Origin of the sequence: Kribbella sp. DT2 (assembly GCF_049844575.1) — a bacterium.
In the GTDB taxonomy this organism is placed as follows: domain Bacteria; phylum Actinomycetota; class Actinomycetes; order Propionibacteriales; family Kribbellaceae; genus Kribbella.
Map to the genome: position 1 here is coordinate 509,416 of NZ_JBNCLH010000002.1, position 12,017 is coordinate 521,432.

General features: G+C 69.5%; 11 protein-coding genes. 10 read left to right on the plus strand and 1 reads right to left on the minus strand.

Features of this window, described 5'->3' with window-relative positions; translation table 11 throughout:
• The first annotated feature begins 52 nt into the window (after window positions 1-52).
• Window positions 53-1,240, plus strand: coding sequence for an acyl-CoA dehydrogenase family protein (locus ACLQ2O_RS11155; RefSeq protein ID WP_425830027.1), 1,188 nt, complete (start codon window positions 53-55; stop codon window positions 1,238-1,240).
• Complete coding sequence (locus ACLQ2O_RS11160) at window positions 1,237-3,165, plus strand: AMP-binding protein (protein ID WP_425830029.1); 1,929 nt, start codon at window positions 1,237-1,239, stop codon at window positions 3,163-3,165. Before ACLQ2O_RS11155 ends, ACLQ2O_RS11160 begins: the two co-directional genes overlap by 4 nt.
• A 5-nt stretch (window positions 3,166-3,170) precedes the next feature.
• Here the strand turns inward: ACLQ2O_RS11160 and ACLQ2O_RS11165 are convergent, their stop codons facing one another.
• Complete coding sequence (locus ACLQ2O_RS11165) at window positions 3,171-3,941, minus strand: FadR/GntR family transcriptional regulator (RefSeq protein ID WP_425830031.1); 771 nt, start codon at window positions 3,939-3,941, stop codon at window positions 3,171-3,173.
• A gap of 96 nt (window positions 3,942-4,037) precedes the next feature.
• Here ACLQ2O_RS11165 and ACLQ2O_RS11170 point away from each other — a divergent pair, with 96 nt between their 5' ends.
• From ACLQ2O_RS11170 to ACLQ2O_RS11205, 8 genes are all read left to right on the plus strand, one after another.
• Entirely contained in the window at window positions 4,038-5,105 is a 1,068-nt protein-coding gene (locus ACLQ2O_RS11170; RefSeq protein WP_425830033.1) for an acyl-CoA dehydrogenase family protein, read from the plus strand.
• A gap of 83 nt (window positions 5,106-5,188) precedes the next feature.
• A complete protein-coding gene (locus ACLQ2O_RS11175; protein ID WP_425830035.1) occupies window positions 5,189-6,355 on the plus strand; it encodes an acyl-CoA dehydrogenase family protein in 1,167 nt (388 codons plus the stop codon).
• Complete coding sequence (locus tag ACLQ2O_RS11180) at window positions 6,355-7,104, plus strand: SDR family NAD(P)-dependent oxidoreductase (protein WP_425830037.1); 750 nt, start codon at window positions 6,355-6,357, stop codon at window positions 7,102-7,104. Before ACLQ2O_RS11175 ends, ACLQ2O_RS11180 begins: the two co-directional genes overlap by 1 nt.
• Window positions 7,104-8,297: a thiolase family protein gene (locus ACLQ2O_RS11185; protein WP_425830039.1), complete on the plus strand. Its 1,194-nt coding sequence runs from the start codon at window positions 7,104-7,106 to the stop codon at window positions 8,295-8,297. The genes ACLQ2O_RS11180 and ACLQ2O_RS11185 overlap by 1 nt, the downstream gene beginning before the upstream one ends.
• The gene (locus ACLQ2O_RS11190; protein WP_425830041.1) at window positions 8,294-9,526 is read left to right on the plus strand and encodes an acetyl-CoA hydrolase/transferase family protein; all 1,233 of its coding nucleotides are present in this window, start codon (window positions 8,294-8,296) and stop codon (window positions 9,524-9,526) included. The genes ACLQ2O_RS11185 and ACLQ2O_RS11190 overlap by 4 nt, the downstream gene beginning before the upstream one ends.
• On the plus strand, window positions 9,526-10,473 hold the full coding sequence (locus tag ACLQ2O_RS11195; protein ID WP_425830043.1) for a hydroxymethylglutaryl-CoA lyase: 948 nt from the start codon (window positions 9,526-9,528) through the stop codon (window positions 10,471-10,473). The genes ACLQ2O_RS11190 and ACLQ2O_RS11195 overlap by 1 nt, the downstream gene beginning before the upstream one ends.
• A 5-nt stretch (window positions 10,474-10,478) precedes the next feature.
• Window positions 10,479-11,237: an SDR family NAD(P)-dependent oxidoreductase gene (locus ACLQ2O_RS11200; protein ID WP_425830045.1), complete on the plus strand. Its 759-nt coding sequence runs from the start codon at window positions 10,479-10,481 to the stop codon at window positions 11,235-11,237.
• On the plus strand, window positions 11,237-12,010 hold the full coding sequence (locus ACLQ2O_RS11205) for an enoyl-CoA hydratase-related protein (RefSeq protein WP_425830047.1): 774 nt from the start codon (window positions 11,237-11,239) through the stop codon (window positions 12,008-12,010). The genes ACLQ2O_RS11200 and ACLQ2O_RS11205 overlap by 1 nt, the downstream gene beginning before the upstream one ends.
• The last annotated feature ends 7 nt before the right edge of the window (window positions 12,011-12,017 follow it).

The window sequence follows — 12,017 nt, forward strand, 5'->3', positions numbered from 1 at the left end:
ATTTGGTCTGACCTATAGTACAGTTCGACAGGAGAGCGACAAGGTGGTGACGATGGATCTTGAGGACACCCCGGAGCAGGCCCGGTTCCGTGCCGAGGTACGACGCTGGCTCGAGGCGAGACTCCCGGAGCTACCTTGGCCGGAGCCGGTCGACCTGGTCGACAAGGCACCGTTCTGGCGGCAATGGCAGCGGATGGTCTTCGAGGCCGGCTACGCCGGACTGACCTGGCCGACCCAGTACGGCGGCCAGGGACTCGACGAGGGGCTGCGCGCGATCTTCGCGGCGGAGTGCGATCGGGCCGGGGCGCCGGAGCGGCTGAACATCATCGGCGAGGACTTCTGCGGCCCGACCATCGCCCACTTCGGCACCGAGGAACAGAAGCAGCACTATCTGCGCCCGATCCTCGCTGGTGAAGAGATCTGGTGCCAATTGTTCTCCGAGCCGGACTCGGGGTCGGACCTGGCGTCGTTGCGGACCAAGGCCGTTCGGGCCGACGGCGGCTGGCGGATCCAGGGGCAGAAGATCTGGACGAGCCGTGCGCAGCTCGCCGCGCACGCGATCCTGCTGGCGCGCACCGGTGGACCACGGCATCGCGGCATCACCTTATTTCTGCTCCCGATGGACAGCGACGGTGTGACCGTTCGTCCGCTCCGTCACCTGCTCGGCGAGGCGGAGTTCAACGAGGTCTTCCTCGACGACGTGTTCCTTCCGGACAGTGCGGTGGTCGGCGAGGTGGACGGCGGCTGGTCGGTCGCGATGGGAACGCTGGCCTTCGAACGGGTCGCGATCGCTACCGGGCGGGTCAACACCGGCCAGGCGATCGACGACATCATCGACGACGTCCGGCAGCGCAAGGACTCCGGCGGGCAGCCGCTCGGAGCCGACCCCAGGATCCGGCAGCGAGTCGCCGACCTCTGGGCCCGGGCGCTCGTGCACCGAGCCATCAGTCAGCGGGTGATCACCAGCGCTGCGTCCGGCAATCCGCCGGGACCGGTGACGTCGATCGGCAAGCTCTACTTCTGCCCGCTGGTGGAGGACCTCGCGGACTTCCGGCTCTCGCTGGAACCGCTGGGCGGCCAGTTCGGGCTCGACGACGAGACCGGCCCGGCCCAGCGCTGGGTTCGCCTGGCCAACCAGGCTCGCGGTACGGCGATCGCCGGCGGCTCGACCTTCATCCAGCGCAACATCGTCGCCGAGCGGATCCTCGGTCTGCCCCGGTCCTCGGAGGTGACGTCGTGAGCTACACCTGGCACCCGACCCCTGACCACCTCGAGAACTCCAACGTGGCCAGGCTGATGCGGACGCTCGGCGTCAGCACCGCGGACGAGCTCCGGGCCCGCTCGATCGAGGATGTCGGCGCCTTCTGGGACGCGGTGGTGCACGACCTTGGGGTCGCGTTCCGTAAGCCCTACACCGAGGTGGTCGACAGCAGCCGGGGGATGGCCGACACCGAGTGGTTCGTCGACGGCGGTCTCAACGTCGTCGATGTCTGTTCGACCCGCTGGGCCGAACAGACCCCGGACGCCGCTGCGATCGTGCACGAGTCCGAGGGCGGCGAGGTCCGGGTTCTCACCTTCGCCGAGCTCGACGACCAGGTGGCCAGGGTCCGGGCCGGCCTGCGGGCCCGCGGGATCGTCAAGGGTGACGCGGTGGCGATCTACCTGCCGATGACTCCGGAGGCGATCGTCGCGACCTACGCCGTGGCGAGCATCGGCGCGATGGTGGTGCCGCTGTTCTCGGGGTTCGCGCCGACCGCGCTCGCCTCCCGGCTGCGGGACGCCGGTGCCAAGGCGGTGATCACCGCGGACGGCACGATCCGCCGTGGCCGGGTCGCGACCCTGCAGCCACAGCTCGCCGAGGCGATCGGCTCGACGCCGTCGGTCGAGTTCGTCGTGGTCGTGGACAACCTCGGTACGGCGGTGGTCAGTGAGCGCGAGGTCGCGTGGTCGGAGCTGCTGACCGCCGGGCCCGATCCCGAGGCCGAGCCGACCTCGGCGTCCGACGTGCTGCTGCTCGCTTACACCTCCGGTACGACGGGTCGTCCCAAGGGCGCCGTGCACACGCACGCGGGCTTCCTGACGAAGGTGGCGAGCGAGGTCGCGTACGGGTTCGACATCCGCCCGGGACGGACGTTCTGCTGGGTCACCGACATGGGCTGGATCATGGGTCCGCTGTCGATCATCGGTACGCACGCCTGCGGCGGCACCTTGCTGCTCTACGAGGGCTCGCCGGACTTTCCCGACGTGGGCCGGCTCTGGCGGCTCGTCGAGCGGCACTCCGTGTCCATGCTCGGAGTCTCGCCGACCCTGATCCGCGCCCTGCGAGCCACCGGCGACGGCCGGCCCGCCGTGGACCTGTCGTCGATCCGGATCCTGGGATCGACCGGCGAGCCGTGGGACCCGGAGTCCTACGAGTGGCTGGCCGTCGAGGTGTTCGACGCCCGGGTGCCGATCATCAACTTCTCGGGCGGGACCGAGGTGGGCGGGTCCTTCCTCTCCGCCTACCCGGTCGAGGACATCCACAGCTGCTCGCTCGGTGGCCCCGCGCTCGGGATGGATGTGGACGTCGTCGACGACAACGCCCAGCCGCTGCGCGGGGCGGTCGGCGAGCTGGTCTGCCGGCAACCCTGGCCGTCGATGACCCGCGGGGTCTGGAACGACGACGCCCGCTACCGCGAGGCGTACTGGTCGACGTTCCCGGGGCTGTGGCGGCACGGCGACTACGCCCTGGTGGACGAGCAGGGGAGCTGGTTCGTCCTCGGCCGTTCCGACGACGTGATGAACGTGGCCGGCAAGCGGGTCGCGCCGGCCGAGATCGAGTCCGTCCTGGCGGTGGATCCGGCGGTTGCCGAGTCGGCCGTGATCGGCGTACCGGATCCCGCCAAAGGCGAGGCGTTGTGGGCGTTCTGGGTGGGCCGGCCGGGGCGCGACGACGACGAGACGGTCGGGCAGCGGCTCCGGGCGCTGGTCGCCGCGGAGATCGGCAAGCCGTTCGCGCCGAAGCACGTCGTACGGGTCGAGCAGCTGCCCAGGACCCGGTCGGCGAAGATCCTGCGCCGGGCGGTCCGGGCGGCGGTGCTCGGCACGGACCCGGGTGACCTGTCCGGTGCGGAGAACCCGGGGGCGATCGACGAGATCCGCGCGCTGGTGCGGGAGCTGCGGTGAGGGTCTCAGCTGTCCGGAACGTCGATCGAGGTCCGGTCCTCGACCTCCAGCACCGCTTCGGCGTAGGCGTGCACGTGGCGCTTCATCCGTCGTACGGCGGCGTTGGCGTCCTGCGCGCGGATCGCCTTGGTGATGTTGCGGTGCGCCAGCACCGTCGTCCGGCGGACCTCGGCGTCGACGAAGCCCTTGTTGTCCGTGGAGGCGTAGATGCTGCGCGACAGCGCGAGCATGAAGCCGGTCAGCAGCTCGTTGTGGCTGGCGATCGCGACCGCGATGTGCCAGTCCACGTTGGCCTGCAGGAAGTCCGCCAGCGAGCCGGTCTCGGCGGAGATGGCCGCGTTCGCCTCGTCCATCCGGGTCAGGTCGGCGTCCGTCCGGTACTGCGCCGCCAGCTGGGCACAGGCCGGTTCGACCGCCTCGCGGGTCTCCAGCAAAGCGGCGAGCCGGATCTGCCGGCCGCGGATCAGCAGGTCGACCGAGCTCGCGATCGACTCCTCGCCGGGGCTCTGCACGAACGCGCCGCCGGCCCGGCCGGTCTTGATCCGGATCAGTCCCTGCACCTCGAGGATGCGCAGCGCCTCGCGCACAGTGGTGCGGCTCATCGCGGTCTGGGTGACCAGCTCGCGCTCCGGCGGCAGCGCGGTGCCCTCGGGGAAGTCGCCGTGCAGGATCCGCTCGCGCAGCTCGTTGGCCAGCACGTCCGAGGCCTTCGGTACGTGCATCGGGTTGAGCTGGACGGCGTGCCGCGTGGTGCCGGAGGTCGCTGGATCAGCCATGGTGTCTCGTTTTCCCGCCTCTTTGGTCTTACCTAAACTATCATTCGCCAACCTGTCGTGTTCGGGTGACAGGCCTCGGCGGGAGAGGATGCCTTCGTGGAGTGGAAGCTCTCCGACGAGCAGGACGCGTACCGGAGAACGCTGCGCGAGTGGCTGGCCGATGTCGCGCCGGCCGCGACCGTACGGCAGTGGCTCGACGACGCCGATGCCACGACGTTCGAGCAGCGCATCGCGCGCGACGGCTGGACCGGCGTCGGGATCGGTGAGGCGCTGGGCGGCCAGGGCGGCGGGCTGCTCGAGCTGGCGCTGACCTCCGAAGAGCTGGCCCGTACGGCGGTCCCGTCGGCGTCCTGGCTCGCCAACGTGCTCGCGATCCCCGCCCTGCAAGGGCATGCACCGCTGGCCGAGCGTGCCCTCGCGGGCGAGCCTGTTGTCCTGTTGGCGTCCGCCGACCAGCTGCCCGATGCGACGCCGGCGTTACCGATGGACGCCAAAGGTAGGGTGAGTGGGACGGTGGACCTCGTACTGGCCGGCGATCGCGCGCACTCGTTCATCGTTGTGGTCAGCAACGAAGTGGGTCGGCAGCTCAGGCTGGTGGACCGGCAGGCGGACGGAGTGACGATCACGCCGCGCCGGTTGCTCGATCGGTCCCGATCGGTGGCAGACGTGCGCCTGGACCAGGTCGCCGCTGAGCCACTCGAACTCGATGCCGACAGCTACCTGATCGCCTGTACGGCGCGGGCGGCGGTGCTCACTGCCGCCGACGCACTCGGTGCGAGCGAGCGGATGCTGGACCTCTCGGTGGAGTACAGCCTGCAGCGTCGGCAGTTCGGCGTACCGATCGGTTCGTTCCAGGCGGTGAAGCACGCCGCGGCGACGATGCTGGTCGGGATCGAGGCGGCTCGTTCGGTCGTGTACTTCGCCGCCGCGTCGGTCGACGGCGACGACCCCGAGTCCTTCCTGCACGCCGCGGCGGTCAAGGCCCAGGTCACGGCCGAGGCCGCGCGGGCCGCTGACAGCGCGCTCACCGTCCACGGCGCGATCGGCTACACCTGGGAGCACGATCTGCAGCTGTTCTCCAAGCGGGCGAAGCTCGACGAGCACCTGTACGGCGACCCCGTGGTGTGGAACGAGCGGATCGCGGCCGGCCTCGCGCTGGTGTGAGGGCGCACGATCTGGGATTTGGTCAGGCCATTTGTTAGAGTCATGCCAATAGGCCAATGCGACGTAGCGAAGGGGGCACTCGGGTGGACTTCGAACTGTCCGAGGACCAGGTCACCATCCGCAAGGCGGTCGGTGAGCTGGCGGCGGCCTTCGACGACCAGTACTGGATGGAAAAGGACGCGGCCCACGAGTTCCCGGACGAGTTCTACCGGGCTCTCGCGGACGGCGGCTGGCTCGGGATGACCATTCCGGAGGAGTACGGCGGTCACGGGTTCGGCATCACCGAGGCTGCGCTGCTGCTCGAGGCGGTGTCCGCATCGGGCGGCGGGATGAACGCGGCAAGCTCGATCCATTTGTCGATCTTCGGCATGCACCCGGTTGTCGTGCACGGCTCGGAAGAACTGAAGCGCGAGAACCTGCCACGGATCGTCAACGGCGACCTGCATGTCTGTTTCGGGGTCACCGAGCCAGGCGCCGGCCTGGACACCACGAAGATTACTACCTTCGCCCGGCGTGACGGGTCGGACTACGTGGTGAACGGCCGCAAGGTCTGGATCTCGAAGGCGATGGAGTCGGAGAAGATCCTGCTGCTCACCCGGACCACGAAGTTCGAGGACGTGACGCGCAAGACCGACGGCCTGACGCTGTTCCTGACCGATCTCGACCGCGACCACGTCGACATCCGGCCGATCAGGAAGATGGGACGCAACGCGGTCTCGTCGAACGAGTTGTTCATCGACGACCTGCGCATCCCGGCCGAGCACCGGATCGGTGAGGAGGGACAGGGATTCCGCTACATCCTGGACGGCCTCAACCCGGAGCGCATGCTGGTGGCCGCCGAGGCGCTGGGACTCGGCCGGGTCTGTCTCGAACGCGCGGTTCGGTACGGCAACGAACGTGAGGTCTTCGGCCGCCCGATCGGGATGAACCAGGGTCTGCAGTTCCCCCTGGCCGACTCGTTGGCCCGGCTGGACGCGGCGGAGCTGGTGCTGCGGAAGGCCACCTGGCTCTACGACCACGGCAAACCCTGCGCTCGCGAGGCGAACACGGCGAAGTACCTCTGCGCGGAGGCCGGTTTCGAAGCGGCGGACCGGGCGCTGCAGACCCATGGCGGCATGGGGTACTCCGAGGAGTACCACGTCGCCCGCTACTTCCGGGAAGCGCGCTTGCTGAAGATCGCCCCGCTGAGCCAGGAGATGGTCTTGAACTACCTGGGTTCACACGTGCTCGGACTGCCGAGGAGCTACTGATGTTCGGTCTGGCCGGACGCTCGGCGCTCGTGACCGGAGCAGGCAACGGGATCGGTGCCGCCGTCGCGAAGGCGCTGGCCGGCGCCGGAGCCGCCGTGGTTGTGAGCGATGTGGACAAGGACGCCGCGGCCGCCGCGGCCGAGGCGATCGTGACCGCCGGAGGTCGCGCGGAGTCCGTCGTACTGGATGTGCGTGATGCCGGACAAGCCGCGAAGGCGGTGCGGCAGGCGGCGGCGCTGACCGGTGGGACGCTGCACGTGGTGGTCAACAACGCCGGGGTGATCGCTCCGGCGATGTTCGCGAAGATGACCCAGGCGGACTTCGACCTGGTGCTCGGAATCCATGTGGGCGGCACCTTCACGGTCAGCCAGGCCGCGCTGCCGTTCCTGCCCGACGACGGGACCGGCCGGATCATCAACGTGACCTCGGCCGCGGGGCTGGCCGGGACCATCGGCCAGGTCAACTACAGCGCGGCCAAGGCGGCCGTCGTCGGGATGACCAAGTCGCTCGCCAAGGAGCTGGCGCGCCGGCAGATCACGGTGAACGCGGTGGCGCCGCTGGCCGCGACGACGATGACGGAGAACATCCGCGGCAATCCGAAGCTGGCCGAACTCACGCTGGCCCGGATCCCGCTGGGCCGGTGGGCCGAGGCCGACGAGATCGCCGCGACCTTCGTCTTCTTCGCCTCCGACGCGGCGTCGTACATCACCGGCCAGGTGCTGCCGGTCGACGGTGGGACGGTGATCTGATGGCGTACTCCAACCCGATGGCCCGATCGGGCCGCGAGGCGCTGATCGTCGAGGCTCTACGGACACCGATGGGCAAGGCTCATCCCGAGCGCGGCTGGTACCGCGACGTCCATCCGAACAAGATGCTCGGCGCGGTGTACTCCGCGCTGCTCGCGAGCACCGGCCTGGCCCCGGCGCAGGTCGAGGACCTCGTGATCGGGTGCACCGCGCCGTTCGGCGAGCAGTCCCGCAACATCGCCCGCAACGCGTGGCTCCAGGCCGGCTACCCTCCGGAGGTTCCGGCGATGGTGCTCGACCGCCGGTGCGGCTCCGCCCAGACCGCGGTCGAGCTGGCCGCGGCGTTGATTGCCTCGGGCACCCATGACGTGGTGCTGGCCGGCGGCGTCGAGCACATGGGCCACGTGCCGATGAACTCGCCCGCGGCCATCTCCGAGCTGTACGGCGACCCTTGGCCGGACGGGCTGCGGGCTCGGTACGACTTCGTGCCGCAAGGCGAGAGCGCCGAGCTGATCGCCGACCGGTGGAACATCGGCCGCGCGGAGATGGACGAATTCGCTGAGCGCTCCCACCGGTTGGCGACCGCCGCCGTCGAGAGCGGACGCTTCGCGCGAGAGATGATCCCGCTCGACCTCGCCGGTGACCTCCGTACCAGTGACCAGAGCATCCGTCCGGACACCTCGACCGCCACCCTGGCCGGCCTGAAACCGGCGTTCCGGCCTGACAGCGGCAGGATCACCGCGGGGAGCTCCTCGCCGATGAGCGACGGTGCGGCCGGCGTCCTGCTGGCGTCGCGTGACGCGGTCGGGGAGCTCGGACTGCGACCACGAGCGCGAATCCTGGATCAGACCACGGTCGGGGTCGACCCGGTCATCATGCTGACCGGCCCGATCCCGGCCACCCGCAAACTCCTGGAGCGGAACCGGATGACGATGGCTGACGTCGGCCTGGTCGAGATCAACGAGGCCTTCAGCTCGGTCGTCCTGGCCTGGGAACGCGAGCTCAAGCCGGACCTGGACCGCGTCAACGTCAACGGGGGAGCGATCGCGCTCGGCCACCCGGTCGGTGCCACCGGCTCACGGCTGTTCGCCACCCTGCTCGCCGAGATGGAGCGGCGCGACGTCGAGATCGGCCTGGTCACCATGTGCTGCGGTGGCGGGCTCGGCACCGCGACCCTGGTTCAGCGGGTCTCGTGATCGACCTCGGCGCGCACGTCCGGGCCGGCGACGGTGTCTGGTGGGGCCAGGGCGGCGCCGAACCCGAGCCCCTGGTCAATGCGCTGCTGGACCAGGTCGACGAGATCGGCCCGGTTCGCGCCTTCTGCGGCCTGACTTGGAACGAGCGGCTCTCGGACAACCTGCCGGATTCGCTCACCGTTGTCTCCTACGGTGGCCTCGGCGAGCTGCGCAGACTCAGCCGGCACGGCCTGCTCGACGTCGTACCCTGCCACTACTCCGCCATCCCCCGGATGTTCGAGCAGGGACGGCTGCCGGGTGACGTCGGACTGGTGCAGGTCTCACCGCCGGACAGCGAAGGCCTGGTCTCACTCGGGATCGGCGTCGAGTACGCCGCCGACGCGCTGCCGCACACTCGTACGGTCATCGCCGAGATCAACCACCGGATGCCCCGCACGAACGGCAGCAGCAGGCTCCCACTGAGCGCTTTCGCGGCCACGATCGAGTCGGACCGACCGCTGCGCGAGGCGCCGGTGCGGGGCTCCGACGAGGTTGAGCGCGCGATCGCGGAGAACGTCGCCGGGCTGGTGGAAGACGGCGACACCGTGCAGCTGGGCGTCGGGTCGTTGCCCAGCGCGGTGCTGGAGCGACTGGTCGACCGGGTCGACCTGGGCTTCCACAGCGGCATGATCACCGACGGCGTGATGACCCTGATCGAGAAAGGCGTCATCACCGGGACCCGGAAGGAGATCGACCGTGGCCTGGTCGTCACCGGTGCCGCCCTGGGCAGTACGGCGCTGTACGAACGCCTGCACGAACTGCCGGTCGAGTTCCGGCCGGCCAGCTACACCCATGCGCCGGCGGTGCTGTCGCAGTTGCGATCGCTCGTCTCGATCAACTCAGCCCTCGAGGTCGACTTGCTCGGACAGGTCGGTGCCGAGGTCCGCCGCGGCGTCCACATCGGGGCGGTGGGAGGACAGGTCGACTTCAGCCGGGCGGCCTCGCTCACCGGGGCCCGCTCGATCATCGCGCTGCGCTCGGAGTCGGCCGGCCGGTCGGCGGTCGTCACTGCCCTGCACGGCGGCGTGGTGACGACGGCGCGGGTCGACGTCGACGCGGTCGTGACCGAGCACGGCGTGGCGGTGCTGACCGGATGCACGGTGACCGAACGGGCGCTGCGGCTGATCCAGGTCGCGGCGCCGCGGCATCGAGAAGGGCTCGAACGGGCACTCGCGGACCAGGAGATGTGATGAGCCTCAACGACAACACGACCGACGGCGAGGTCCGCCGGGTCCGGATCCGGGAGGTCGGTCCGCGCGACGGCTTCCAGAACGAGCCGGAGACTATCGCGACGCCGGACAAGATCAGGCTGATCAACGCGCTCGGGCGGGCCGGGTTCGACCGGATCGAGGTCGCGAGCTTCGTCCGGCCCGATGTGATCCCGCAACTGTCGGACGGCGTCGAAGTGCTGCGGGGCATCGACGTACCGGAGGACACCGCGCGAATGGTGCTGGTCCCGAACAGCCGTGGGCTCGACAACGCGCTCGCCGTACGGGAACTGTTCGAGGAGGTCGCGCTGTTCGTCAGCGCCTCCCAGACGCACAACCAGCGCAACATCAACCGGAGCGTCGAGGAGACGATGGCCGACGTCAAGGAGATGGGCGGCCGGATCGTGGCCGAGGAGTTGACGTTCTGCGCGGTGATCGCCACCTCGTTCGGTTGCCCGTACGAGGGCAAGGTTTCGATGGATCGGGTGCTCGGTCTGGCCGAGGACTTCGCCGCCGTTGGGGCCACCGAGATCGGGTTCGGCGACACGACCGGAATGGCCAACCCGGCGTACGCCGCACGGTTCTTCAGGACGGCGCTGGAGCGTCTGCCCGGAGTCGAGGTCACCGCGCACTTCCACAACACCCGCGGGCAGGGCCTGGCCAACGCGTACGCCGCGCTCGAGGCCGGCTGCACCAGCTTCGAGTCCAGCTTCGGCGAGCTCGGTGGCTGCCCGGTGCCTGCCGGTTCGACCGGGAACATCGCCACCGAGGATCTCGTCAGTATGTTCCACGAGATGGGCGTCAGGACCGGGCTCGATCTCGACCAGGTGATCGTGGCGGCGAGACAGGCCCAGGCGGTGCTGGGCCGCAAGTTGACCAGTCATTCGATCGTGGCCGGACCTGTGCTCTGGCCGCCGGACAGGAGATGAACTAGATGAGCAACCGTGTAGCCCTCGTCACCGGAGCTGCCCAGGGGATCGGCAAGGGGATCGCGGTCTCCCTGGCGGAGCGGGGATTCCGGGTCGCGGTCGCGGACCTCAACCAGGCGACAGCCGAAGAGGCCGCGAAGGAGATTACGGCCGCGGGCGGTGAAGCGATCGCTGTACCGATCGACGTTACCGACACTGCTTCGGTCGAGGCAGCGGTCGCCGCGGTCGAGCGCGAGCTCGGGCCGATCGAGGTGGTGGTGAACAACGCGGGGTGGGACGACTTCATGCCCTTCGTCGCCACCAGCGAGAATTTCTGGGACAAGGTGCTCGACCTCAACTTCAAGGGCGCGCTGCGGGTCGTGAAGACGGTTCTGCCGGGAATGCAAGAGCGAGGCTTCGGCCGGATCGTCAACATCGGTTCGGACGCCGGACGGGTCGGCTCGTCGCTGGAGGCGGTGTACTCCGGTGCCAAAGGAGGAATCATCGCTTTCACCAAGACGCTCGCCCGCGAGGTCGCGACGAAGGGCATCACCGCCAACACGGTCTGCCCGGGGCCGACCGACACCCCGGCGCTGCGGAAGTTCGCGGCCGGGTCCGGTGGCGACGCAGAGAAGGTGATCGCCGGGATGACCCGGGCGGTGCCGATGAAACGTCTCGGTACGCCGGCCGACATCGGCCCCGCCGTCGCGTTCTTCGCCTCCGACGGTGCCGGGTTCGTCACCGGGCAGACGCTGTCGGTCAGCGGCGGATTGACGATGGCCTGATGAGCGATCAGGTGGTCAGTTGGCGCCTGGAGTCGCCGGGGGTTGTGGTCGTGACTCTTGACCATCCACCGGCCAATGCATTGGGGGTACCGATTCTCGACGGGCTCCATGCCGCGCTGGACGCCGCGGAACGGGCGGGAGACGTCAAGGTGCTGATCCTGGCGTCAGCGCTCGACAGGTTCTTCGCGGCCGGCGCGGACATCAAGCACCTGTCGGCCATCGATGCCGAGACCTTTCTCGCGTACGGCGGCCGGATGCGGGCGGTCAACGACCGGCTGACGGCGGCGCAGTGGATCTCGATCGCCGCGGTGAACGGGTTGGCCCTGGGCGGCGGCCTCGAACTGGCGATGGCGTGCACGCTGCGGGTCGGCGGCGAGGCGGCCAGGTACGGGCTGCCCGAGGTGAAGCTCGGTCTGATCCCCGGCGCCGGTGGCACGCAGCGGCTGCCGCGCCTGGTCGGTCGCGGCCGGGCGCTCGACATCATGCTGACGGGCCGGACGGTCGGCGCCGACGAGGCGCTGCGGATCGGCTTGGTCGATCGCTCGGCCGACGGCGATGTCGTCAGGGAGGCTCTGACGCTGGCGTCCGAGCTGGTGACGTCGTCGCTGCCGGCCCAGCTGGCTGTGGTTCGCAGTGTGGACGCGGCGTTCGAGCTGTCGAACGGCGAAGGGATGGCGTTCGAGGCGCAGCAGGAACAACAGCTGTTCGAACAGGGCGAGGCAGCGGAAGGAATCCGCGCCTTCGTCGACAAGCGACCGCCGAACTTCGCCTGACGACAGG